General features: G+C 72.5%; 24 protein-coding genes. 7 read left to right on the forward strand and 17 right to left on the reverse strand.

The window, feature by feature from the left end; genetic code table 11:
- Positions 1-5: 5 nt before the first annotated feature.
- Together V2W30_RS07295 and V2W30_RS07300 are read right to left on the reverse strand one after the other, a co-directional pair.
- The gene (locus V2W30_RS07295) at positions 6-461 is read right to left on the reverse strand and encodes a GNAT family N-acetyltransferase (protein WP_338694599.1); all 456 of its coding nucleotides are present in this window, start codon (positions 459-461) and stop codon (positions 6-8) included.
- Positions 462-504: 43 nt separating this feature from the next.
- Complete coding sequence (locus tag V2W30_RS07300) at positions 505-1,941, reverse strand: PLP-dependent aminotransferase family protein (protein WP_338694600.1); 1,437 nt, start codon at positions 1,939-1,941, stop codon at positions 505-507.
- On the opposite strand from V2W30_RS07300, the gene V2W30_RS07305 reads away from it, so the two are divergent.
- Both V2W30_RS07305 and V2W30_RS07310 read left to right on the forward strand, forming a co-directional pair.
- Positions 1,940-2,887 (forward strand): DMT family transporter, encoded by a 948-nt coding sequence (locus V2W30_RS07305; protein ID WP_338694601.1) that lies wholly within the window; start codon positions 1,940-1,942, stop codon positions 2,885-2,887. The genes V2W30_RS07300 and V2W30_RS07305 overlap by 2 nt on opposite strands.
- A gap of 85 nt (positions 2,888-2,972) precedes the next feature.
- Positions 2,973-3,194: a DUF1918 domain-containing protein gene (locus tag V2W30_RS07310; protein ID WP_338694603.1), complete on the forward strand. Its 222-nt coding sequence runs from the start codon at positions 2,973-2,975 to the stop codon at positions 3,192-3,194.
- On the opposite strand, the gene V2W30_RS07315 is transcribed toward V2W30_RS07310, so the two are convergent.
- Entirely contained in the window at positions 3,185-4,393 is a 1,209-nt protein-coding gene (locus tag V2W30_RS07315) for a glycoside hydrolase family 10 protein (RefSeq protein ID WP_338694605.1), read from the reverse strand. The genes V2W30_RS07310 and V2W30_RS07315 overlap by 10 nt on opposite strands.
- Before the next feature lie 167 nt (positions 4,394-4,560).
- Between V2W30_RS07315 and V2W30_RS07320 the strand changes: the two genes are divergently transcribed.
- Positions 4,561-5,421: a 3-hydroxybutyryl-CoA dehydrogenase gene (locus V2W30_RS07320; protein WP_338694607.1), complete on the forward strand. Its 861-nt coding sequence runs from the start codon at positions 4,561-4,563 to the stop codon at positions 5,419-5,421.
- Positions 5,422-5,651: 230 nt separating this feature from the next.
- Positions 5,652-5,909: a hypothetical protein gene (locus V2W30_RS07325; protein ID WP_338694609.1), complete on the forward strand. Its 258-nt coding sequence runs from the start codon at positions 5,652-5,654 to the stop codon at positions 5,907-5,909.
- Positions 5,910-5,922: 13 nt separating this feature from the next.
- On the opposite strand, the gene V2W30_RS07330 is transcribed toward V2W30_RS07325, so the two are convergent.
- The 10 genes from V2W30_RS07330 to infC form a co-directional block, all read right to left on the reverse strand.
- A complete protein-coding gene (locus V2W30_RS07330; protein ID WP_338694611.1) occupies positions 5,923-6,453 on the reverse strand; it encodes an NUDIX hydrolase in 531 nt (176 codons plus the stop codon).
- 80 nt (positions 6,454-6,533) lie between these two features.
- Positions 6,534-7,877: a transcriptional regulator gene (locus V2W30_RS07335; protein WP_338694613.1), complete on the reverse strand. Its 1,344-nt coding sequence runs from the start codon at positions 7,875-7,877 to the stop codon at positions 6,534-6,536.
- 281 nt (positions 7,878-8,158) lie between these two features.
- Positions 8,159-9,181 (reverse strand): PP2C family protein-serine/threonine phosphatase, encoded by a 1,023-nt coding sequence (locus V2W30_RS07340; protein ID WP_338703518.1) that lies wholly within the window; start codon positions 9,179-9,181, stop codon positions 8,159-8,161.
- Positions 9,182-9,482: 301 nt separating this feature from the next.
- Positions 9,483-11,996: a phenylalanine--tRNA ligase subunit beta gene (gene pheT, locus V2W30_RS07345; RefSeq protein ID WP_338694614.1), complete on the reverse strand. Its 2,514-nt coding sequence runs from the start codon at positions 11,994-11,996 to the stop codon at positions 9,483-9,485.
- Positions 11,996-13,120: a phenylalanine--tRNA ligase subunit alpha gene (pheS, locus tag V2W30_RS07350; protein WP_338694615.1), complete on the reverse strand. Its 1,125-nt coding sequence runs from the start codon at positions 13,118-13,120 to the stop codon at positions 11,996-11,998. The genes pheT and pheS overlap by 1 nt, the downstream gene beginning before the upstream one ends.
- A 235-nt stretch (positions 13,121-13,355) precedes the next feature.
- Positions 13,356-14,486, reverse strand: a complete 1,131-nt coding sequence (locus V2W30_RS07355; RefSeq protein WP_338694616.1) for a sensor histidine kinase — start codon at positions 14,484-14,486, stop codon at positions 13,356-13,358.
- Between the two features lie 48 nt (positions 14,487-14,534).
- Positions 14,535-15,377, reverse strand: coding sequence for an RNA methyltransferase (locus tag V2W30_RS07360; protein ID WP_338694617.1), 843 nt, complete (start codon positions 15,375-15,377; stop codon positions 14,535-14,537).
- Positions 15,378-15,571: 194 nt separating this feature from the next.
- Positions 15,572-15,958 (reverse strand): 50S ribosomal protein L20, encoded by a 387-nt coding sequence (gene rplT, locus V2W30_RS07365; protein WP_338694619.1) that lies wholly within the window; start codon positions 15,956-15,958, stop codon positions 15,572-15,574.
- 101 nt (positions 15,959-16,059) lie between these two features.
- Positions 16,060-16,254: a 50S ribosomal protein L35 gene (gene rpmI, locus V2W30_RS07370; RefSeq protein WP_007829094.1), complete on the reverse strand. Its 195-nt coding sequence runs from the start codon at positions 16,252-16,254 to the stop codon at positions 16,060-16,062.
- 124 nt (positions 16,255-16,378) lie between these two features.
- Positions 16,379-17,077 carry a translation initiation factor IF-3 gene (infC, locus tag V2W30_RS07375; RefSeq protein WP_338703519.1) on the reverse strand — a complete coding sequence of 233 codons (699 nt, stop codon included), beginning with the start codon at positions 17,075-17,077 and terminating at the stop codon, positions 16,379-16,381.
- A gap of 358 nt (positions 17,078-17,435) precedes the next feature.
- Here infC and V2W30_RS07380 point away from each other — a divergent pair, with 358 nt between their 5' ends.
- Positions 17,436-17,798 carry a DUF1844 domain-containing protein gene (locus V2W30_RS07380; protein WP_338694621.1) on the forward strand — a complete coding sequence of 121 codons (363 nt, stop codon included), beginning with the start codon at positions 17,436-17,438 and terminating at the stop codon, positions 17,796-17,798.
- A 9-nt stretch (positions 17,799-17,807) separates the two neighbouring features.
- Here the strand turns inward: V2W30_RS07380 and V2W30_RS07385 are convergent, their stop codons facing one another.
- Entirely contained in the window at positions 17,808-18,539 is a 732-nt protein-coding gene (locus V2W30_RS07385; RefSeq protein WP_338694623.1) for an SseB family protein, read from the reverse strand.
- 95 nt (positions 18,540-18,634) lie between these two features.
- Between V2W30_RS07385 and V2W30_RS07390 the strand changes: the two genes are divergently transcribed.
- Complete coding sequence (locus V2W30_RS07390) at positions 18,635-19,570, forward strand: serine hydrolase (protein ID WP_338694625.1); 936 nt, start codon at positions 18,635-18,637, stop codon at positions 19,568-19,570.
- Here the strand turns inward: V2W30_RS07390 and mycP are convergent.
- The gene (gene mycP / locus V2W30_RS07395; RefSeq protein ID WP_338694627.1) at positions 19,554-20,714 is read right to left on the reverse strand and encodes a type VII secretion-associated serine protease mycosin; all 1,161 of its coding nucleotides are present in this window, start codon (positions 20,712-20,714) and stop codon (positions 19,554-19,556) included. The two genes, V2W30_RS07390 and mycP, sit on opposite strands and share 17 nt — an antisense overlap.
- Positions 20,711-21,880, reverse strand: a complete 1,170-nt coding sequence (locus tag V2W30_RS07400) for a hypothetical protein (protein WP_338694629.1) — start codon at positions 21,878-21,880, stop codon at positions 20,711-20,713. The genes mycP and V2W30_RS07400 overlap by 4 nt, the downstream gene beginning before the upstream one ends.
- A 139-nt stretch (positions 21,881-22,019) precedes the next feature.
- On the opposite strand from V2W30_RS07400, the gene V2W30_RS07405 reads away from it, so the two are divergent.
- Complete coding sequence (locus V2W30_RS07405) at positions 22,020-23,222, forward strand: amino acid deaminase/aldolase (RefSeq protein WP_338694631.1); 1,203 nt, start codon at positions 22,020-22,022, stop codon at positions 23,220-23,222.
- Between the two features lie 31 nt (positions 23,223-23,253).
- On the opposite strand, the gene V2W30_RS07410 is transcribed toward V2W30_RS07405, so the two are convergent.
- On the reverse strand, positions 23,254-24,162 hold the full coding sequence (locus tag V2W30_RS07410) for a DUF2510 domain-containing protein (RefSeq protein ID WP_338694632.1): 909 nt from the start codon (positions 24,160-24,162) through the stop codon (positions 23,254-23,256).
- Between the last annotated feature and the right edge of the window lie 19 nt (positions 24,163-24,181).

Consider the following 24,181-nt stretch of genomic DNA (forward strand, 5'->3'; position numbering starts at 1 on the left):
GTTCCTCAGCGCGGTCGCGGCCGCAGCGACTGGTCGAAGTAGAAGACCATCCACTGGTCGGGGCCGGGCAGCGGTTCGAAGCCCACCTCGGCGTACACCGCGTGCGCGTCCTTGGTGGCGAGCAGGATGCGGCGGACGCCCATCGGCCCCATGTGGTCGCGGACGGCGGCCGCGAGGGCCTTGCCGAGGCCCTTGCCGCGCACCTTTCGGTCCACGTACACGTCGCAGAGCCAGCCGAACGTGGCGTGGTCCGTGACGACCCGGGCGTAGCCGACCTGCTCTCCCGAACCGACGTCGTACACCCCGAAGTTGAGGGAGCCCTCCATCGCCTTGTCCTGCTTCTCGCGCGGGCGGTGCATGGCCCAGTACGCGTCGGTGGACAGCCAGTGGTGAACCCGCGCCGCGTCTATGCGCGCGGAGTCGGCGGAGATCTCGTATCCGTCCGGAAGGTACGTCGTCATACGAGGAGCGTCGCAGGTCAGCCCGGCCGTAGTCGAGCTGGGCTCAGCCCGGGAGAAGTTCGTCACAGGCCACGCGGAGCCGTCGTACGCCCTCGGTGATCTCCGCCGTGCCCGCGGCGGCCACGAAGCTCAGCCGGATGTACGGGGCCGGGGACTCGGCCGCGAAGTACGGGCCGCCGGGTGCCACCGCGACGCCGGCCCGCAGCGCGCCGCCGACGAGCCGCCGCTCGTCCGTGCCGTCGGGCAGCCGCAGCCACAGGTGGTAGCCGCCGACCGGGACGTGCGTCAGGGACAGCTCCGGCACCTGCCCGGTGACGGCGGTGGTCAGGGTGTCGCGGCGCTGCTTCAACTCCCTCGCCACGGTCCGCAGATGGCGCGGCCAGGCCGGAGAGCCGACGAGTTCGAGCGTCGCCTCCTGGAGGGGGCCGGGCACGAAGAGGTGGTCGACGACCTGGATGGCGCGCAGCCGCTCCAGGACGGGGCCGCGTGCGGCGAGGCAGCCGATCCGCAGGCTCGGCGAGGTGGCCTTGGTGAGCGAGCAGACGTGCACGACGACGCCGTCGGGGTCGTCGGTGGCGAGCGGCATGGGCAGCGGCCCGGCGTCCTCGTGCACGAGGCGGCGCACGAAGTCGTCCTCGATGACGAACGCCCCGGCCTCCCGGGCGATCCGCAGCACCTCGGGCCGCCGCTCCGCGGAGAGCACCGCGCCGGTCGGGTTCTGGAACAGGGGCTGGCACACGAAGAGGCGGGCGCCGGTCGCCTTGAACGCCTGCGCGAGCAGGTGCGGGCGCACCCCGTCCCGGTCGACGGGCACCGGCACCGGGCGCAGGCCTTCGGCGCGCGCGATCGCCAACATGCCCGGATAGGTGGGCGATTCGACCAGGACGGGGGCGCCGGGCGGGGCGAGCGCGCGCAGCGCCGTGGCGAGCGCGGACTGGCCTCCGGCGGTGACGAGCACCTCGGCCGCGGTGACCGCACCGCCGATACCGCGCGCGAACCACGAGCGCAGTTCGGGCAGTCCGTCGACGGGCGGCCGGTTCCACGCGCCGGGGCGGCGGCCCGCGCGGGCGAGCGCGGCGGCCATCGCGGCGGTGGGCTGGAGGTTCTGGTGCAGATAACCGCCGTTGAACTCGATGACGCCGGGCGGCGGCGCGGCCAGCGTCATCAGGACCCCGGAGGCGTCGACGGCGCGCGGCACCAGCTCGGTGGCGGAGTCGGCGCTGAGCGCGACCTCCTGCCAGGACGTGTCGCCCACGGGGACGGTGGCGCGCGGCGCGGCCTTGTAGGCGCCCGCGCCGGGCCGCGTCACCACGAGGCCCTCGGCGGACAGCTGGGCGAGGGCCCGCGACACGGTCACCGGGCTGACCCGGAACCGCTCGACGAGGGCCCGGCTCGACGGCAGCTTCTCATCGACCGAGTAGCGCTTCAGCTCATCCTTGAGCTGTTTCGCCAGTTCACTCACGCTGCTACTCTCGTGCATGAGGACTGAGAATAGCGCTACCGACCATCATGCGATAGCGGTCGCCGAGCGGACCGGGGCGCCGTCGCCTTCGAAGGACCGCCCGGTAGGCACCGCCTCCGGCACCCTGCTCGCCGCTCTCGGCGTCACCACGTTCTCCCTCACGTTCCCCTCCACCGCCTGGGGTCTCGAGGGCTTCGGCGCCTGGTCGCTGGTCAGCCTGCGCATCGTGCTCGCGGCGGTGATCGCCGGGGCGTGCCTGCTCGCGCGGCGCGTCCGGCTCCCGGAGCGCCGCCACTGGGCCGGGCTCGCGGTCGTCACGGCCGGGGTGGTACTCGGCTTCCCGATCCTCACGACGCTCGCGCTCCGGACGGCGACGACGGCGCACTCGGCCGTGGTGGTGGGCCTGTTGCCGCTGACGACCGCGGTCTTCTCGTCCCTGCGCACGGGCGCCCGGCCGTCCCGTACGTTCTGGGTCGCGGCCTGCGCGGGCGCGGCCGCCGTCATCGCCTTCACCGTGCAGCAGAGCGGGGGCGCCCTCACCCGGGCCGATCTCTGCCTCTTCGGGGCGCTGCTGATCTGCGCGGCCGGCTACACGGAGGGCGGCAGGCTCGCCAAGGTGATGCCGGGGTGGCAGGTCACCGGCTGGGCGCTGGTGCTGTGCCTGCCGTTCGCCGTGGTCGGGGCCGCCGTCTCGCTCGCGTACGAGCCCGTGCGCCTCACCGGCCACGCGGTCATCGGCCTGATGTGGGTGGCGACGGTCTCGCAGTTCGTCGGCCTGGTCGTCTGGTACAGGGGCATGGCCGTCATCGGCGTCCCCAAGGCGAGCCAACTCCAGCTCGCCCAGCCGCTGTTGACCCTGGTCTGGTCGGTGTTCCTGCTCGGCGAGTCGCTGCCGGTCGCGGCGCCGCTCACCGCGCTGGCGGTTCTCGTCTGCATCGCGGTCACCCAGCGCGCCCGCGGCTGACCCGGCCGCCGCACCGGGGTCTCAACTCCCCAGCTGGGCCGTAGACTTGCGGAAAATCACGGGCACGGCGAGGAGGTCACTCCTGATGCGCGCAACCGTAGGCGACCAGCTCCTGATGCACGGCCGGATCGTCGGGCAGCACGACAGGGTCGCCCAGATCATCGAGGTGCTCGGCGTCGACGGCGGGCCGCCGTTCCGCGTCCGCTTCGAGGACGGCCACGAGGCGATCATGTCGCCGGGCCCCGACGCGGTCGTCCGGCACGGGACGAGTCACGAGGCGAACCGGGAGCAGCCGGGTCAGGTGTAGTGGTCCGCGACGACGCGGGCCATCGCGCCGATCCGGTCCTGCCCGACCTCCTTGGCCGAGAAGAACACATGACCGCGCACCTCGGGGAACCCCCTCGCGAAGGTGAGGTGCCGGGACAGCTCCGCGGGGTCCTGCCATGCCGCGGGCTGCGCCGGATCGCCCGCCTTGTAGAGGGCCTCGCCGATGTGGAGGCGCACGCCCGTGCCCCGTACGACCTCGTCCCACCAGGGCACGAGCTTCGCGTAGTCGGCGGCCGCGAAGCCGATGTTCCAGTAGACCTGCGGCACGATGTAGTCGATCCACCGCTCGCGCACCCACTTCCGGGTGTCCGCGTGCAGGTTGTCGTAGGTCTGCACCCCGGCGGTGGTGTCGGATCCCTCGGGGTCGGTCGCGATGTTCCGCCACACCGCGAAGGGGCTGATCCCGAACCGGACATGGGGCCGCGTCCGCTTGACGCGCCGCGCCATCTCCCGTACGAGCCGGTCGATGTTGTCGCGCCGCCAGGCCGCCCGGTCCGCGAACCCGCCGCCGTACGCCGCGTACGCCGCGTCGTCGTCGAAGGTCTGGCCGGCCACCGGGTACGGATAGAAGTAGTCGTCGAAGTGCACCGCGTCGATCGCGTACTTCTTCACCGCGTCGAGCATCGCGTCCTGCACGAAGCGCCGGACCTCGGGCAGCCCCGGGTTGTAGTAGAGCTTCCCGCCGTACGGGACGACCCAGTCGGGGTGCAGCCGGGCCGGGTGCGTGGGCAGCAGCCGGCCGGGGTCGGTGTGGTTGGCGATCCGGTACGGGTTGAACCAGGCGTGCAGTTCGAGGCCGCGCCGGTGCGCCTCGGTCACGGCCGTGCCCAGCGGGTCCCAGCCGGGGTCCTTGCCCTGCGTCCCCGTGAGGACCTGCGACCACGGCTCGTGAGGGGACGGCCACAGCGCGTCGGCGGTCGGCCGCACCTGGAAGATCACAGTGTTGAGGCGGCGCCGTACGGCGGTGTCCAGCTGCGCGATCAGCTCGGCCCGCTGCTCCGCCGCGGTGAGCCCGGCGCGCGAGGGCCAGTCGCGGTTGGCCACGGTGGCCAGCCACATGCCCCGCATCGCGCGCGCCACGGGCACACCGCGCTCCGCGGCGACGGCGTCCCCGGCCGTCATCCCGGCCAGCGCGAGCGCGGCCCCCGCGGCGAAGGCCCGACGTGAGATACGTCCCATGGTTCCCCCTTGTTTCCTGTGCCACGGTGGTGCGCGGATGAACAGCCGTTAACCCGAGCTCCACCCCTCCCATGTCTACGGGGTAACGTGCAGATCCGAAAGACCCTGTAGAGCAGTGGCGCCGGCGACCCCGGACGAACAGCGAAAGGCACGAGGTGACGGACGCCTTGACTGACATCACACGCGTCGGAGTGGTGGGGTGTGGCCAGATGGGGGCCGGGATCGCAGAGGTCTGCGCCCGTTCCGGTCTGGACGTGATGGTGGCGGAGACCACCGGCGAGGCCCTGGAGATCGGCCGCACCCGGCTGCTCAACTCCCTCACCAAGGCGGCCTCCCGCGGCAAGATCAGCGAGGAGGAGCTGGCGGAGACGCAGGCGCGTCTCACGTTCACCACCGACCTGGGCGAGTTCGCCGACCGTGACCTCGTCATCGAGGCCGTCGTCGAGAACGAGCAGGTCAAGACCGAGATCTTCCAGGTCCTCGACCAGGTCATGACGCGCCCCGACGCGATCCTCGCGTCGAACACCTCGTCCATCCCGCTGGTGAAGCTGGCCGTGGCGACGTCCCGCCCGGACCACGTCATCGGCATCCACTTCTTCAACCCGGCCCCGGTGCAGCAGCTCGTCGAGCTGATCCCGGCGCTGACCACGTCGGAGGGCACGATCAGCCGTGCCCAGGCCCTGGTGGAGAAGGTCCTCGGCAAGCACGCGATCCGCGCCCAGGACCGCTCGGGCTTCGTGGTGAACGCGCTGCTCGTGCCGTACCTGCTCTCCTCGATCCGGATGTTCGAGTCCGGCATCGCGAGCCGCGAGGACATCGACAACGGCATGGAGCTGGGCTGCGCCCACCCGATGGGCCCGCTCAAGCTGTCCGACCTGATCGGTCTCGACACCATCGCCTCCATCGCGGACTCGATGTACGCCGAGTACAAGGAGCCGCTGTACGCCGCTCCCCCGCTGCTCCAGCGGATGGTCGACGCGGGCCGGCTCGGCCGCAAGACGGGGTCGGGCTTCTACACGTACGCCTGACGACGCGTACGCCTCACGCACCGTACGCCTGACGAAAAGCGGGTGCGACCACGCACCGTGTTCGTCCACGGGCCCGGCGCTCTTCGGAGCACCGGGCCCGTTCCGTTCGCACGGGGTGCGCGCGAGTGACTCGCATATGCCCTCCGCACACGCTCCCGCCGTGTCCACCAGGCGAGTTGACTTCCGATGCGCACGACAGGGATGTCATGACTACGGAAAGGAGCGGACTCGTGACCACCGACCCGGAGCATCCCGTGGTCCCTGAAGAACTCGCAGAGTTACGCCGCGTCTTCGAGGTCGGCCTGACTCGGATCGACGGCCAGCTGGCCCTGCTCGCCCACCGCGACGACCAGACGGCCAAGGACCAGGACGACCTGAGCGCGCGGATCAAGGCGCTCGAGCACACCCGCTGGCCCTTGCCCGCGGTCGCCGCGCTGACCGCGGTCGGAGCATTGGCCATCGCGGTCTGGCAGGCACTCGGTCACTAGGGTCCAACCGGCCCTAACCGAGCCGGAGATGGTGCAGGAGCAGTAGCGCGGCCGCCATGTTGGCGGCCGGGACCTCTCCGCGAGCGATCATGTCGGGGACGAGTTTGAGTGGGACCCATTCCCTGCGGTCCGACTCGAAGTCGTCCTGGGGGTGGCCGATGTACGTTCCCTCGTCGGTCCAGTAGATGTGGTGCCGGGCGTCCGTGAGGCCATTGGACGGCTCCACGGTCAGCAGGTGCTGCAGCGGTCCCGGCCGCCAGCCGGTCTCCTCCTCCATTTCTCGGGCGGCCGCGTACGCGATGTCCTCGCCGTCCTCGACGACACCCGCGGCCAGTTCCCAGCCCCAGCTGTCGGTGATGAAGCGGTGCCTCCACAACAGGAGCACCTCGTTGGCCTCGTTCACCACTGTGGCCACCGCCACGGGGCGAAGACGTATCAGGAAGTGATCGAGGTGTTGGCCGTCCGGCAGTTCGACGTCGGCCAGATTGACGCTGAACCACCGGTTTTCATACACAGTCTGTTCGTTTTGTTTCGTCCACTGCACGGTTCTGCCACCTTCCGCCGAGTTGATGGCAATATCGCAGCAGTGGCATGAACGAGCGCCCAGCAGAAGGGCCTCACGGCTCAGAGCGGTACGCGCAGCGCCCCGTCGATGAGTTCGGCGGCCTCGGCCGTGCCGGCGCAACCGCTGCGGACGAGGTGCTCGCGTACCGCCCGGAGTCTGTCGCGCAGCCGCTGGGACTCCATGCCCCGGGCGGCCTCGGCCATCTGTACGGCGGTCTCCACCGCCTGGTCGGCGTGGCCCTGGCGCAGCTGGATCTGGCTGAGCACGGCGAGCCGGTGCACCCGGCCTCGGTCGTGCGCCGGCGTGTGCACGGCCTCCTGCGCGTGCTCCTTGGCGGCGGCGTAGTCCCCGAGGCTCAACAGGGCCTCCGCGACCTGGACGTTGACGAATCCGGGCTGCACGTATCCGGTCTCGTCCGGTTCGTGTCCACGCCGGATCCGGTCGGCGGCGGACTCGGCACGCCGGATGCACTCCAGAGCGCTCGTGCCGTCGCCGAGGTGCGCGTACGCCTTCGCCTGCATCGCGTACAGATCGGAGGCGAGCGCCGGGGTGATGTGCCGGCCCGCCGCGCGCAGCGCCGCCTCGGCGAACGCGACGGCCTGCCGGTACTCGCGCATGTGCAGCGACTGATTGACCAGCAGCGCTATGACGTACGCGCCGAGCCCCCGGTCACCACTGGCTTTCGCGAGCCGCAGCGCCTGGTGGAAGTAGCGCTGCGCGAGGCCGTGCGCGTCGGAGTCGTACGCGCAGATCCCGGCGATGGCGACCAACCCGCCGGTGGCGCGGTGCAGTTGGCGCCCGGTGGCGTCCGTGTAGCTGCCGCGCAGCAGCGGCGCCGCCTCGGCGTTGAGGAAGCCGACGATCCGGGTCCGTGTCGCGATACCGCCCGCCTTGCGGTACATCTGCTCGTAGTGGGTGCGGGCCGAACGCATCATCTCGATGTCGGCGGCGCTGACCAGGAGCCGCCCGCCGCGCGAGACGTCGTTGTCCTCCGGCGGGTTCTCCCACTCCCAGACCGGCATCACGGCCGGAGTTCCCGTGACGGCCGGGGCGTCGAGGATGTGCCGGCGCTGCTGCTCGTCGGAGCGCCACAGGGCCGTGGCCCGCTCGACGAACCCGGAGAGCCCCGGCGCCCCGTGCAGGGCGGCCGGTTCGCCGGGAATGCCGAGGCCGATGTCGTCGAGCGTGACATGCCGCTGGAGCCGGGCCGCGAGCACCTCGCAGATCAGGTCGGGGACCTGACCGCGCGGGCGCTGGCCCTTCAACCAGCGCGCGACGGCGGTGTGTTCGTACCTCAGGGCCAGACCGCGGGCCTTCCCGGCCTGGTTCACGTGTGCGGCGAGGCCCGCATGGGAGATACCGGCCTCGTCGAGGATCGCGTCGAGCAGGGTGTTGGGCTGCATGGATGCCCTCCGTGGGCTCGGTGGCGCCAGCGTAGTCCAGGGGTCTTCACACGGGGTGTGATCGGAATGCTCAACTCCGGGCCTTGTGCACTCTGTTGTGGCCGGTTTCCTCCCGCTTGACTGAACTGCCTCGCAAGAGGCCGGCCGGGCCGCCGGCTCCCCCTCGACAGTGCGGCGGCCCGATCCCGCGTCGTCCGCCCGCTCGCCTGCCCGACACTCCGCGGCGGGCGGACGACGCGCCAGGCGTTCGGGGAGCGTCGGAGCCTTCGCGGACCGGACGGTCAGAGCGCGTGATGAGCGCTGTGCAGGGCCGGTTCGCCCGCCTGCGTCGGGACGCGCCTGCGGTCGTTGCGCAGCACGAGCATCGCGGCGTCGTCGCTGGGCGGCCCCCCGATGTGGCAGAGCAGCCGGGTGTACACGGCCTGGATGAGGGCCTTGGGCACCACCGGCCTGCGCCGCACGGCGGCCGTGAGCTCGGCGGGCAGCGGAAAGAACCGGCCATGACCGTCGCGGGCGTCCTCGATGCCGTCGGTGTGCAGGAGCATCGCCTCACCGGGCAGGATCCGCCCGCACGGCGCGGGCTCCAGGTCGACGGGGAGCGGGAAGGGCCCGAGCGGCGGCATCGGTTCGCCGTCGCTCATCGGCTCCACACAGCACACCGCTCCCGGCCGCAGCAGATACGGCCACGGGTGTCCGCAGTTGAGCGCGTACACGGCGCCGTCCTGCCGGATCTCCAGGAGCAGTACGGTGACGAACTCCTCGGCGAGCGGGCTCTGCGGCTCCCCTCCCCCGGCGGCGGGATGCTCGTCGCGCGAACGCTGGCGCAGATGCCGGGCGTGCGCCCGCTCCAACCGCCGGAGCACGCGCCCGAGTTCGTCCTCGTCGTAGGCGGCCTCGCGAAAGCTCCCGAGGACGGCGCCGACGGTGGCGAGCGCCGCCAGACCGTGCCCGCGCACATCGCCCATCACGACCCGGACCCCGTGGTCGGTGGCCACGACGTCGTACAGGTCGCCGCCGACGCTGGCCCCGCGGTCGGCGGAGAGCTGGCCCGCGGCGAGCGCGAGACCGTCGAGCCGGGGCGGCAGCGGGCGCAGGAGGACGGACTGCGCGGCGCCCGCGACGGCCCGGATCTCCCGGAGCTCGCGCATCAGCTTCTGCCGTACGCGGAGTATCAGCCCGGTTCCCACGGCGAAGAACACGGCGCTGGTCATGATCCGCGCCCCCATCCCGTTCTGCTGGGCCAGGGGGCAGATCAGCTTGTACGTGATGGCCACCGCGCCCCACATCGTGGGCAGGCCGAGCATCAACGCGCGCCGGACGCCGCCGGGTTCGGCCCGCGGAGCGCGGGCGGCACACGGGAGCAGTGCGCGCAGGGAAGGGGGGAGGATTCGGGTGGGCGCCCTGGACTTCGATCGCATCATGCCGACGGCTCCCTAGGCCCTGTTCAGCGAGCGCACCGGTCGGCCCGGCGGCCGCACTGATTCTGTCGACCGTCTGTACCGATCGGACCAGATCGGCGAAATTCCTCACCCGAACGAGTGAGGGGCGCACCCGGTGGTCCGGATGCGCCCCTCACCTGGGACTACGTGCGACGTGGTGCGCCGGTCACGCGCCGCGCAGCACCGCGCCCGTGCGCTCGGCGGCGAGTGCCACCGCGGCGTCGCGGGCGGCGGACGCCTCGTCGACGGTCAGCGTGCGGTCGCCGGCCCGGAAGCGCAGCGCGTACGCGAGCGACTTCTTGTCGGCGCCGAGCTGCTCGGCGTTCTCGTACACGTCGAACAGGCGCAGCGACTCCAGGAGTTCACCGGCGCCCTCGCGCAGCACCTTCTCGACGTCGGCGGCCGGGACCGTCTTGTCGACGACGAGCGCGACGTCCTGCGTGGCCACCGGGTAGGTGGAGATCCGCGGCGCCTGGAGCGGACCGGTACCGGCGCGCTCCAGGACGTCGAGGTCCAGCTCCATCGCGCAGGTGCGCTCGGGCAGGTTCAGCGCCTTGACGACGCGCGGGTGCAGCTCACCGGCGTGACCGGCCAGGGTCCGCGTCCCGTCGATGTCGACATGGAGCGCGGCGCAGCGGCCCGGGTGCCACGGCTCGTGCCGGTCACCGCTGACGGTCAGCTCGATCCCGGCCTCACGGGCGAGGAGGCGGGCGGCCTCGACGGCGTCGGCCCAGTCGGCCGGGCGGCCCTTGCCCCACCAGCCGGCCTGCTCGCGGGCGCCCGCGAGGACGACGGCGGCGCGGCGCGGCTGCGCGGGCAGCGACGCGTCGAGTCCGGCGATCTCCTCGTCGGTCGGGCGGCGGTCGACGGGCAGCCGGGCCGGCACGCTCTCCTGGCCGGTGGGCCGGAAGACCAGGCCGGTCTCGAAGAGCGCCAGGTCGTGGCTGCCGCGGCCGTCGTTGCGGCGCAGCGCGGCGAGGAGGCCGGGCAGCAGCGTCGTACGGAGCGCGGGCTCCTCGTCGCTCAGCGGGTTGATCAGCTTGACCACGCGGCGGCGCGCGTCGTCGGCCGGCAGGCCGAGCTGGTCGAAGACGCCCTCGCTGAGGAACGGGTAGGTGAGCGCCTCGACGTAACCGGCGCCGGCGAGCGCGCGACCGGCACGGCGGTGCAGCCGCTGCCGCTCGGTCAGACCGCGGCCGGCCGGGGGCCGGGGCAGCGTGGAGGGCAGGTTCTCGTAGCCCTCCAGCCGGATGACCTCTTCGGCCAGGTCGTTGGCGTCGGTGAGGTCGGGGCGCCAGGACGGCACGGACACGGTCAGGGTGTCCTGGCCGTACGCGTCGCAGCCGACCTCCTGGAGGCGGCGCACGACGGTCTCGCGGCCGTACGCGACACCCGCCACCTTGTCCGGGTGGTCCGCCGGGATGGTGATGGTGTGCGGCGCGGACGGCGCGATGACCTCGGTGACGCCCGGCTCCGCGGTGCCACCGGCGAGCAGGACCAGCAGGTCGACGGCGCGCTGGGCGGCGGCGGAGGTGGCCTGCGGGTCGACGCCGCGCTCGAAGCGCTTGGACGCCTCGGAGGACAGCTTGTGGCGGCGCGCGGTCCGGGCGATGGAGACGGCGTCGAAGTGCGCGGCCTCGATGACGACGTCGGTGGTACCGGCCGTCTCCTCGTGGTCGGCGATCTCCGTGTCGGCGCCGCCCATGACACCGGCGAGCGCGATGGCGCCGCGGTCGTCGGTGATGACGAGATCACCGGCGTCGAGGACGCGCTGGGCGCCGTCGAGGGTGGTGAGCTTCTCGCCCTGCTCGGCCCGGCGCACGCCGATCGAGCCCTGGACCAGGGAACGGTCGTACGCGTGCAGGGGCTGGCCGAGCTCCATCATCACGTAGTTGGTGACGTCGACGGCGAGCGAGATCGGACGCATGCCGACCTTCTGGAGGCGGCGCTGGAGCCAGATCGGGGAGCGCGCCTCGGGGCTCAGACCGGTGACGGTGCGCGCGGTGAAGCGGTCGCAGCCCATCGGGTCGGAGATCCGCACCGGGTACCCGTCCGCGTTCGGCGCGGGCACGTCGAGCAGCGCCGGGTCGCGCAGCGGCAGGCCGTAGGCGATGGCGGTCTCGCGGGCGACGCCACGCAGCGACAGGCAGTCGCCGCGGTTGGCGGTGACGGCGATGTCCAGGACCTCGTCGACGAGTTCGAGCAGCTCGATGGCGTCGGTGCCGGCCTCGTGCTCGGGCGGCAGCACGATGATGCCGTGCGTGCCGTCGTCGCCCATGCCGAGCTCGTCGGTCGAGCAGATCATGCCGTGCGAGGTCCTGCCGTACGTCTTGCGCGCGGCGATCGCGAAGTCGCCGGGCAGCACGGCGCCCGGCAGGACCACGACGACCTTGTCGCCGACGGCGAAGTTCCGGGCGCCGCAGACGATCTCCTGCGGCTCACCGGTGCCGTTGGCCTGACCGACGTCGACGGTGCAGAAGCGGATGGGCTTCTTGAAGCCCTCCAGCTCCTCGATGGTCAGCACCTGACCGACGACGAGGGGGCCCTTGAGGCCGGCGCCGAGCTGCTCGACGGTCTCGACCTCCAGGCCCGCGGAGACGAGCTTGGCCTGCACGTCGCGGCCGGTCTCTGAGGCGGGGAGGTCGACGTACTCCCGCAGCCAGGAAAGCGGGATACGCATCAGATCTCCATCCCGAACGGCCGGGTGAAGCGGACGTCACCCTCGACCATGTCTCGCATGTCTTCGACGTTGTGGCGGAACATCAGCATCCGTTCGATGCCGAACCCGAAGGCGAATCCGCTGTACTTCTCGGGGTCCACACCGGCGGCGACGAGCACCTTCGGGTTGACCATGCCGCAGCCGCCGAGCTCGATCCAGCCCTCGGAGGAGCAGGTGCGGCAGGGGCGGTCCGGATTGCCGACGGACTCGCCGCGGCAGACGTAGCAGACCATGTCCATCTCGGCGGACGGCTCGGTGAACGGGAAGAAGTTCGGACGCAGCCGCGTCTTCATGTCCTTGCCGAACAGCGCCTGGACCATGTGGTCCAGGGTGCCCTTGAGGTCCGCCATGGTCAGGCCCTCGTCGATGGCGAGCAGCTCGACCTGGTTGAACACGGGGGTGTGCGTGGCGTCCAGCTCGTCGGCGCGGTACACGCGGCCCGGACAGATCACGTAGACCGGCGGCTCGCGGTCGAGCATGGAGCGGACCTGCACGGGAGAGGTGTGCGTGCGCAGCACGACACCGGACTCCCGGTCACCACCGTCGGGGCCCTGGACGAAGAAGGTGTCCTGGGTGCCGCGGGCGGGGTGGTCGGGGCCGATGTTCAGGGCGTCGAAGTTGAACCACTCCGTCTCGATCTCCGGGCCCTCGGCGACCTCGTAGCCCATGGCGACGAAGACGTCCTCGATGCGCTCGGAGAGCGTGGTCAGCGGGTGGCGGGCGCCGGCCTGGACACGGTCGTGGGGCAGCGTGACGTCCACGGCCTCCTCGACCAGGACGCGCGCGTCGCGCTCGGCCTCCAGCTCGGCCTGGCGGGCGGCGAGGCCCCGGCCGACGGCGGCGCGGGCCTGGCCGACGCGCTTGCCGGCCTCGGCCTTGGCCTGCGGCGGCAGCGCGCCGATCTCGCGGTTGGCGAGCGACAGCGGCGACGTGCCGCCGGCGTGCGCGACCTTGGCGGCCTGAAGCGCGTCGAGCGAGTCCGCGGCGGCGAAGGCGGCGAGCGCCTCGTCCCGCATGCGCTCGATCTCTTCCGGTTTCAGTGCCTCGACCTCGACAGGGTCGTACGACTTGTTCGGTGCCGACATCTCTTCCCGTGCTTCCGGTTGTCCCCCAGCTAACGCTGGGAGGTGCCCCCTGCGGATGGCCCCGTCTACGACTCGTCCCGAATCCGACGACGAACCGTCCCTGACGTGGAGACGCAATGTGCCAAAGGACGAGTCTAACGGGGGGGTGACGTGTGCGATTACGCGCACCTGTCGCCCGCCACCGCCCTGCTCGCGATCCTTCGGATCACTCTTCTTGCCCGTGGGGCCCTGGCACTCAGCTGGTGAGATACGCGGGCGTGGCCACGGGCAACGTAAATCGGAACTCGGCGCCGCCGCCCGGCGCCCGTCCCACCGTGATGGTGCCGCCGTGGGCCTCGACGATGCCCTTGACGATATAGAGGCCCAGGCCCGTGCCGCCGCGCTTGCTGCCCCGCCAGAAGCGGGTGAAGACGCGGTTCATGGACTCCTCCGGGATGCCGGGGCCTTCGTCGCTCACGGTGACGGACGTGCCGAGGTGCTCGGCCCGCTCGATGTCAATCGTGACGGTTCCCTCGCCGTGGCGCACCGCGTTTTCCAGGAGGTTGCTCAGGATCTGGTCGACCTTGTCGGGGTCGGCCCACAGATCGGGCAGCGGCTGCGTGACGCGCAGCAGGAACCGGTCGGCGGACTGGCCCGCGGCGACGTGCGCCTGGATGTGCCGGGAGACGGCGGCGGCGATGTCGACGGGCTGGCGGCGCACTTCGAGGCGGCCGGAGTCGATGCGGGAGATGTCGAGCAGTTCGGTGATCAGTCGCGTCACGCGGTTGGCGTCCGCGTCGACGGTCTCCAGCATCAGCCGCTTCTGCTCGTCCGTGAATCGCTCCCACTTCGCGAGCAGGGTCGCGGTGAAGCCCTTCACGGAGGTCAGCGGGGAGCGCAGTTCGTGGGCGACGGTGGCGATCAGCTCGGCGTGGCTGCGCTCGGTGCGGCGCCGGGCCTCGGTGTCGCGGATCTGCACGACGACACGGCGCACGGGCCCGGTGGGGCGGCTGCGTACGTAGCGCGCGGTGACCAGGACCTCGCGGCCGCCGGGCAGGAGCAGGTTCCGCTCGGGCTGTCCGACGCGGGTGGCGAGTCCGCCGTACGGGTCGGTCAGCTGCCACCAGCGGCGGCCTTCGAGGTCCTCCAGGGGCAGCGCCCGCTCCAGCGGGGCGCCCAGGGCGCGGGGGGCGGGGACGGCGGTGATGCGCTCGGCCGCGCGGTTGAAACAGACGACGCGGCCGCTCTCGTCGGCGACGACCAGTCCGTCGGGGAGGTCGTCGGGGTGCACGCCGAGCCCCGCGAGATCGTCGGTTCCGCACCGGGGCGCGGCAGGGACGGACCGCCCCTGCGCACCACGCGAGCTGCTCGTGCCGACGACGCTCATCTCCCCGTATCCCACCTCTCGGCCCGTGGACCCGAGGTCGTCACCCTACTAGCTGGGCGTGACGGAACGGCACCCTCCGGGGGCGCGCTGGGCTCGGGCGGAGGCGTACAGGCACACGGCGGCCGCCGTCGCGAGGTTGAGGCTCTCGGCCTTGCCGTGGATGGGGACGCGCACGACGGCGTCCGCGAGCGCGCGGGTCTCCTCGGGCAGTCCCCACGCCTCGTTGCCGAAGACCCAGGCGGTCGGGGTGCCCATGGTGCCCTTGTCGAGCTCGTCGTCGAGGTCGTCGTCCCCCGCGCCGTCGGCGGCGAGGATGCGTACGCCGGCGTCCTTGAGCCCGGCGACGGCCTGCTCGACCGGGACGCCCACGGCGACGGGCAGATGGAACAGGGAGCCCACCGAGGCGCGGACCGCCTTCGGGTTGTACAGGTCCACGGAGGCGTCGGTCAGCACCACGGCCTCGGCGCCGGCGGCGTCCGCGCACCGCAGTACGGTCCCCGCGTTCCCGGGGTCGCGCACATGGGCCAGGACGGCGACGAGCCGGGGCCGCGCGGCGAGGACCTCGTCGAAGGACACGTCGAGGAACCGGCAGACGCCGACCACGCCCTGCGGGGTCACGGTCGTGGAGATCTCGGCGATGACGCTCTCGTCGGCGAGGTGCACCCGGGCACCGGCCTCCCGCGCCTCGCCGACGATCTCGGCGTAGCGCTCGGCGGCCTCGACGGTCGCGAACATCTCCACGAGTCCGCCGTGCGCGGCGGCCTCCCGCACGGCCTGCGGCCCCTCGGCGAGGAACAGCCGCTCCTTCCCCCGGAAGTTCCGCTTCCCGAGCCGCCGGGCGGCGGAGACGCGGGAGGACTTGGGGGAGATCAGTTCGGGGGCAGCAACCATGCGACTCACCTAGGGGAAGCGCCCCGAAGGGGCGTGGAACTGTGTCTGTCAGCGGCTGCGCCGCGGGGCGCGACCAGAGTCGGCCGGTCCGCACACGGCGCACGACAGACGATGGCAGATGCGACGCCGAACGCACTCGGACCCGCAAGCGACAAGCTTGCGGGTCCGACATCACATCCGGCTCAGCGGAGCGATCAGGCGGCAGCCTTGGGCGCGTTGACGTCCGCCGGCAGCGCCTTCTGCGCGACCTCGACCAGCGCGGCGAACGCGTTGGAGTCGTTGACGGCGAGCTCCGCCAGGATCTTGCGGTCCACCTCGATGTTGGCGGCCTTCAGACCCTGGATGAAGCGGTTGTAGGTGATGCCGTTGGCGCGGGCAGCGGCGTTGATGCGCTGGATCCACAGCTGACGGAAGTCGCCCTTGCGCTTCTTGCGGTCGTTGTAGTTGTAGACCAGGGAGTGGGTGACCTGCTCCTTGGCCTTGCGGTACAGACGCGAACGCTGACCGCGGTAGCCGCTGGCCTGCTCGAGGATCGCCCGACGCTTCTTGTGCGCGTTGACTGCGCGCTTGACGCGTGCCACTTGTTAACTCCTTGTAGCGGGGCCGGGGATGACGTCACCCGACCCGAGTTCGTATAGGTCCCGGTCTAGCCGACGTAACGGGGCGCAGGAGCGCCCGTACGTCACTTGCCGAGAAGCTTCTTGATCTTCTTGGCGTCGCCCGGGGCCATCTCGGCGTTGCCGGTGAGGCGGCGCGTCAGGCGCGACGACTTGTGCTCGAGCAGGTGGCGCTTGCCGGCGCGCTCGCGGAGCACCTTGCCGGAGCCGGTGACCTTGAAGCGCTTGCTGGCACCGCTGTGCGACTTGTTCTTCGGCATAGCGCCGTTCTCTCCTCGTCAGTGGCGTTCCCGGCCGGTCCGTGCCATGGGCGCGAACCGGCCGCGAGGGAACGTCAGTTGTGTCGGTTGGTTATCCGTGGCGTACAGGCTGCACGCCGGCGGATCATGCCTCGGCCGGAGCCTCGGCGGGGGTTTCGACCTCGGCCTCGACCTCGGTCTCGACGTCGTCGTCCGACTCAGCCACGTTCTGCGACTTGCCGGGGTTGGCCTTCGCGTCGGCCTTACGGGCGGCCTGCGCCTCCCGGGCCTCGGCCATGGCCTCGGTCTTCTTCTTGTGCGGACCGAGAACCATGATCATGTTTCGGCCGTCCTGCTTCGGGTTCGACTCGATGAACCCGAGGTCTTCGACGTCGTTCGCGAGACGCTGAAGCAGTCGGTAGCCGAGCTCCGGCCGGGACTGCTCGCGACCACGGAACATGATCGTGATCTTGACCTTGTCGCCCTGCTTGAGGAACCGAACGACGTGACCCTTCTTGGTGTCATAGTCGTGCGGGTCGATCTTCGGCCGGAGCTTCATCTCCTTGATGACCGTGTGCGCCTGGTTCTTGCGCGCCTCACGGGCCTTCATGGCCGACTCGTACTTGAACTTCCCGTAGTCCATGAGCTTGCAGACGGGCGGACGGGCGTTCGCCGCCACCTCGACCAGGTCGAGGTCGTACTCCTGAGCAAGCTCAAGGGCCTTGGCAAGCGGAACAATCCCGACCTGCTCGCCGCTGGGACCGACAAGTCGCACTTCGGGAACGCGAATCCGGTCGTTGATGCGGGGCTCGGCGCTGATGGATCCTCCTCGGTAGCACCACACGACGGCCTGGCGGGCCGCCGCGTAACGTCTCGTTACGTAGTACCAACCGCTCCAGCGCACAAAAAATGCCCCGGACGGTACACATCGCGGGACTCCGAGAACTACCGGAGCACCGCCACGGTGAACCGCGGGGCGCAACTCGGACGGTTCCATCGTCCGTACGGAACGATGGGGACCGTCTGACCGGTGACCCGCCGCCCTAGCCGGGCGGTCAGGTGGGAGATCGGAGCCTCCACTTGTGGGCCGGTCGCCATGTCGAAGACAGGGGCGTCCGGCCGGTCGTTACACAAGGTTAGCAGCATTTGGGGGGTGCGCCCAACCGAGTGGGCTGTTGTCCGTCGGGCTTATCGTGGGGCCCATGAGTGACGCGACCCCCGCAACCGAAACCCCTGACTACGACGCGCTGACCCGCGACATCGCCGAGGTGCCCGCCGTCGAGGTCATCGTGACGGTCGCGGTGAACCTGATGAGCGCGGCCGCGGTGAAGCTGGGCCTCACCGAGGAGGGCGACGCCCACAAGGACCTCGACGAGGCCCGCAAGCTGATCCACGCCCTGGCCGGTCTGCTCGACGGCAGCGCCACGGAGATCTCGTCCTTCCACGCGGCACCGCTGCGGGACGGTCTGAAGTCCTTGCAGCTCGCGTTCCGCGAGGCCTCGATCGTGCCGGACGAGCCGGGCCAGGGCCCGGGCGAGAAGTACACGGGCGCCATCTACGGCTGACCTCGGGTTTCAGTCACGTACGTACAAGGGCTCGCCGGGAGGCGTGGCGTCGGCCGGCAGGAGTGCCAGGTCGAGGCCGCGCACCAGGCGGGCCCTCAGTGTGGTGTCGGCCGCGATGCGGCGGGCGAGCGAGCCGGCCGTGGCCGAGGGGTCGGCGGCCGGGTCGAGGACCAGGGCGATGACGCCGTCCGCCTGGCCGGGGCCCAGGTAGGCGCGGACCACCGAGGGCTCCGCGGCGACGGCCGTGCGCACCGCGTCGGTGACGGCGGGGTCGGCGAGCGGGTCGGTGCTGGTGCGGCCCTCCGCGAGGGCGTACAGGGCGGCGCCCGTGAGCTCGTACGGGACCGGGCCCGCGAGGTCGAGGACGACGGTGTCGGCCTTCTCGTGGGCGGCGGCCTGAAGCGCCTGGTGCAGCGGGACGGCGACCGGGCGGGCCTCGGGGTCCCACAGGGCGAGGGACGCGGTCGACGTGAAGGCGGGAAGGGCCTTCCGGTCGCCCGCCTTCAGGGTCGGGACCGCCATGTCGGACGTCTTCTCGCGGCGCAGGCCGTTCTCGTCCTCCTCGACCTCGCCCAGGACGGCGACGACGGGGACGAGGAGCCGGGCGTCCTTCAGGGCCGCAAGGACCGGTCCATGGGCCGTGCGGTCGGCCGACCACGCGGCCAGGGCCTCGGCGAGGCGGGGGTCCGCGGTGCCGTCGTCGTCGGAGAAGCCGGGGTCGGGAATGTTCTTGTTCGCCACGTTCACCGACCCTACCGAGCGGAGGCGTCGACGTTCTCAGCGGACCCTGAGGTCCTGCTCATGGCGCGCACAGGGCCGGGACCGAGCATCGCGGCATGCCTCCCCAGTCCCGTCGCCGGCGTCGGCGCGATCAGCGCCGACGCCCCGTCCTGTACGCGGCCGTCGCCTCCGCGGTGCTCCTCTCCGCCACCGCCGCCACTACGGTCTACGTGAAGGCGCGGGCGCACGACGCGACGGCGCTGGTGTCGCACATCACCTCGTCCGGGGAGGATCCGTCCGTGTCGCCCTCTCCCTCGCCGACCGTGGACCTCGACGCGCTGCTCGCGAAGGCCGTGCGGTCCGCCGCCGCCGGGCACGACGGTGACGTGTCGGTGTCCGTGCTCGACATGGACACCGGGACGCGTGCCTCGTACGCGTCGGGCGACAGGACGTACGACACCGCGAGCATCGTGAAGGTCGACATCCTGGCCGCGCTGCTGTTGCGGGCGCGGGACGAGGGGCGGTCGCTGACCGCGCGGGAGAAGACGTACGCGACCGCGATGATCGAGCACAGCGACAACGCGTCGACGACACAGTTGTGGGACACCATCGGGCGGGCCGACGGGCTCGACGCGGCGAACGAGCGGCTCGGGCTGAGCGGGACAACCGGCGGAAACGGGCCGCTGTGGGGGCTCACCCAGACCACCGCGGACGATCAACTCACCCTGTTGAAGCAGGTGTTCGGCGTCGGGGACGACCTCGCGCTCGACGCGGACGCGCGGGCGTACGTGCAGGAGCTGATGGGGAACGTCGAGAGCGACCAGGCCTGGGGGGTCTCGGCGGCGGGTGACGACACCGCGCTGAAGAACGGGTGGTTGCAGCGGAGCACCACCGGGCTGTGGGACATCAACAGTGTGGGGCGCGTGAGCGGGGCAGGGAAGCGGTACCTCGTGGCCGTCGTCTCGAACGGGAGCGCCACCAAGGACGCGGGGATCGCTCTCGTGGAGGACGTGGCGCGGGCCGCCGTGCCGGTGCTCAGCGCCGGCGGCTGAGCCGGTGGCCGCGCCACAGGTGGACGGCGGCGCCGAGGAGCAGGACGCCGAGGCCGCCCGCGACCGGGCCGACCCAGGCGGCGGGGCCCTCGTCCCGCGGGGCGTCCGGGCCCGTACCGAAGTACTTCTTGCCGTACGCGGTCGGGGTCAGCTCCCGCGGCTTCAGCTTCGCGGCGGCGGCGATCGCGGCGGCCGGGTCGACCAGGCCGTAGCCGCGTGAGTCGTCGCGGCCGCCGGAGGGCGGGTCCTGGGCGGTGTCCTCGACGAGTTTCTTGATCTGGGCGGGGCTCAGGCCGGGGTGCGCGGCGCGGATCAGGGCGACCGCGCCGGAGACGAACGCGGAGGCGGCGCTGGTGCCCCACGCCGAGTAGTACTTGCGGTCGGGGTCGGCGGTGACGATGCCGCGGCCGGGCGCGGCGACGGTGGCGTACCAGCGGCGGGTGGAGAAGGGGGCGCGGGTGCCCGCCGCGTCGACGGCGGTGGCGGTGATGACGCCGGGGTAGGCGGCCGGGTAGGAGATGTGGTCGCCCTTCTCGCCGCCGTTGCCCGCGGAGGCGACGACGGAGACGCCGTGCTTCAGCGCGTACTGGACTGCCGCGTCCTCGCTCGCCTCGGGGTGGGCGGTGTCGGAGTCGTCGCCCAGGGAGAGGTTGATGACGTCGGCGCCGTGGTCGGTGGCCCAGCGGATGCCCTCCGCCAGGGCGTTGCCCCGGGTCTCGCGGGCCTTGGCGCGGGCCGGATCGCCGTCCTCCAGGATCACGCGGACGGGGAGGATCTCCGCTTCGGGGGCGACGCCCATGACGCCGTCGCTGTCGTCCTGTCCGTGTCCGTGGCCCGCGATGATGCCGGCGATGGCGGTGCCGTGGCGGGCCCAGGGCCGGTCGCCGCGCCCGGCGCCGAAGCCGATGAGGTCCTTGCCGGTGAGGACGTTGCCCTTCAGGTCGGGGTGCTGGTCGTCGACGCCGGTGTCCAGGACGGCGACTCTGATGCCCTTGCCCTTCGTGGTGCGCCAGGCCTCCTGGGTGTGCATCGCGGTGAGGCCCCATTGCTGGGCGCGGACCGAGTCCGCGTGGGCGGCGGTGGACGGGAGCAGGGCGAGGGCCGCGGCGGCCGCGCACACGGCGGCGGTGTGGTGGCGCTTCATGACGGCTGCTCCGTGGACTTCTGGACGGCCTTGCGCAGGCTCCGCTCGACGCGGTCGGCGATGCCCCGCGCCTCGTGGCCGAGTCCGGCCTGGGCGGGGGCGCTCGTGGCGCCCGCCTTCATCGCGTCGGCGGCGGGCTCGGGGTCGGCGACGGTGCGGCCGTCGGCGAAGCCGGAGACCGCGTAGACGACGACCGGGGCGTCGGTCAGGACGTCGATCGTCCAGGACGCGCGCTGGGCGTCGCCGAACCGCGCTGCGGCGGTGCCCCGGGCGGCGTACGGGCGCGGCATGAGATCGGTGCGCCGGTCGAGGCCCTGCTCGGCGAAGCGGCCGCGCAGCGCCTGGCCGGCCTCGGCGTCGGCGCGCGTGAACATCAGGCCGACGGTGGTGACGTTGCTCTGGGTGGCGTCGGTGTACGTGGCGCGCAGCAGGCGCAGGCAGCCGGCCGGGCGCAGCGCCTTGTGGAGCAGCGGGTCGAACGCGTCCTTGCAGTCGCTGTCGGGGGCGACGGCGATCCGGGTCCAGGTGCGGTCGGCGCCGCCGGGGCCGGCGCCCTCGCCCTTGAGGGTGCGCGGGAAGAGCCGGTCGACGGGGATGCCGTGCCAGAGCTCGCCGGCCGCGTGGTAGGCGCTGCCGGCGGAGACGGTGTCGTCGCCGCTCTCGCCGGTGAGCAGGGAGCCGGTGGCGGCGCCGCCGATGAGGCCGAGGCCGAGCACGAGGCAGGCCACGGCGGCCGCGGCGCGGGGCTTCAGGCGGGCGCCGACGGGGCGCAGCCGGGTGGTGCTGTCGTCGTAGTGCTCGGGGCGGGCGAACGTGACGAAGGGGCGGCCGGCGGTGTCCGGGCGGGGGTGAGGTCGACCGTGCCCGGCTGTCTGCGCGGGGCGGGGGCCGCGTGGGCGCCGGGGGCACCGGGCGCAGCCGGGTGGTGGTCTCGGCGGGTGCCACCTCCGGCGGGAGCGCCGCCGGGATCCTCGGCGGGGTCGTCGGCGCGGGGGCGGCGGCTCGGTGGTGCCGCGCTGCGGCGGTGTGTCCGGGAACCGCGAGGACGGGACCGGCGGCGGGGGCGTCGGGGGCAACGGAGGCACGCCGTCCGGGAGTTGAGGGCTCGGCTCGACCTCGGGGGCATGGGCGGGGCGCGGCGGGACACGTCGGGCTTCCGTGCTCATGCCTCCCCGTTTCCTCGAGCCTGCGTCGCGTCACTCTAACGGGCCCACCCGGGAACCGGGGGAACGAGCCCGCGCCCTCGGCCGATCTGCCCGTATCGTCCCTCTACCCTGCGGTAATCGGGTCTGGCAGGCTTCGGACATGACACCGCGCGCCGCCGACCGTGCCCGCTACGACCGGGCCACCGCACACCTCGACGCTCCCCTGGCGATCGTCGACCTGGACGCCTTCGACGCGAACGCCGACGATCTCGTGCGCCGGGCCGCGGGGAAGCCGATCCGGGTGGCCAGCAAGTCGGTGCGGTGCCGGGCCTTGTTGGAGCGGGTGCTCGCCCGTGACGGGTTCGCCGGGATCATGTCGTTCACGCTGGCGGAGTCGATCTGGCTGGCGCGGTCCGGGTTCGAGGACGTCCTGCTGGCGTACCCGTCGGCCGACCGGGCCGGTTTCGCCGAGCTGGCGCACGATCCGAAGCTGGCCGCCGCCGTGACGGTGATGGTCGACGACCCGGCGCAGCTGCGGCTCATCGACGACGCGCGGGACGGCGGCACCGAGGAGATCCGGGTCTGCCTGGAGCTGGACACGTCGTGGCAGGTGCTCGGCGGGCGGGTCAGGATCGGCGCGCTGCGCTCCCCGCTGCGCACCCCGGCCCAACTCGCCGACCTGGCGCGGACCGTGGCCCGCACGCCGGGCTTCCGGCTCGTGGGGATCATGGCGTACGAGGGTCATGTGGCCGGGGTCGGCGACGCGCTCGCGGGGCGCCCGGTGCGCTCGCGGGCGATCCGGCTGATGCAGGCCGCGGCGCGCAAGGAGCTGGCCGTGCGGCGCGGCGAGGCGGTGCGGGCCGTGCGGGCGGTGGCGCCGGACCTGGAGTTCGTGAACGGCGGCGGCACGGGCAGCGTGCAGCACACGGCCGCGGAGGACGCGGTGACGGAGATCGCCGCCGGGTCGGGGCTGTACGTCCCGCGGCTCTTCGACAACTACACGTCGTTCAGCGGGCGTCCGGCCGCGCTGTTCGCCCAGCCGGTGGTGCGCCGCCCCGGGGTGGGCGTGGTGACCGTGCTCGGTGGCGGGTATCCGGCGTCGGGCGCGGCGGGCGCGGACCGGCTGCCGGTGCCGTACCTGCCCGAGGGGCTGCGCTACGACGCCCAGGAGGGGCCGGGCGAGGTGCAGACGCCGCTGCTCGGGGCGGCCGCCGACGATCTGCTCATCGGCGACAAGGTGTGGTTCCGGCACGCGAAGGCCGGCGAACTGTGCGAGCGGTTCGAGGTGTTGCACCTGGTCGAGGGCGACGCGGTGACCCGGACGGCACCGACGTACCGGGGCGAGGGCTACACCTTCCTCTAGCCCTGATCGGCTCCCGATCAGCGGCCCCGGATCAGCCCTCGCTCGGGCCGATGCTGCTGCCCACTCCCCCGCCACCCGTGCCGCCCACCGGGCGGATCCCCTTGACGATCGTGTCGAGGTCGGTGAGCGGGGGCGACGCCTCGCTCGCGTCGAGGGTGCAGCGCACGGCGACCAGCGCCTCGGTGCCGAGGCTGGAGGGGAACACCACCGACTGCACATAGCCGCCGGGGCCCTCGGCCGTCGTGACCTTCCAGCGCACGAGGTACCCGGCCCGGCCCGCGACCGCCAACTGCCGTGCGGCGACGACCTTGTGGGCGGTGATACCGCCGAAGGGCCGCTCCCCGATCGCGTTCTTGTCGTAGGCGAGGTCGGCGGCGTCGGAGACGTCCTGCTTCGCGAGGACCTCGGGGTCGGTCTCGTCGGTGTTCGTGACGGTGTGCGTGGAGACGGTGCCGCGCCGGCACAGGCCGTCGTCGTACGGGCAGGTGTAGGTGCGCGGGGTGGTGATCAGGGTGTACTCGTCGGCGACGTTCTCGGCCTTCTGCCAGCCGTCGACGACGGGCAGGGTGATGCCGTTGAGCGGATCGGTGACGCGGCGGGCGTCCTCGGTCGGGGACGGCTCGGGGGCGGGGGCCGAGCCGGCGGCCGCGGACGACGGGGGCGCCTCGGAGGGCTGTCCGGTGCGGGCCTCGGGCCCGCCGGAGTCGCCGTCGACGACGAGGACGACGCCGGTGACGACGGCCGCGACGAGCGCGATGCCCGCGGCGGCGAGGGCGACGATCCTGCCGGTGCCGCCGGACCGCCGGGGCACGGGGGCCGCCGGCGCGGCCTGGGGATACCTGCGGTGCGGGGTCCACGAGGCCCCGTCCCACCAGCGTTCGGCGGGCGGGGCCTCGGGGTCCGGGTACCAGCCGGGCGGCGGTGCCGAGGGACTGCTCATGCGGGCACTGTAGGCCGCG

This window comes from Streptomyces sp. Q6 (genome assembly GCF_036967205.1).
GTDB classification, from domain to species: Bacteria; Actinomycetota; Actinomycetes; order Streptomycetales; family Streptomycetaceae; genus Streptomyces; species Streptomyces citrinus.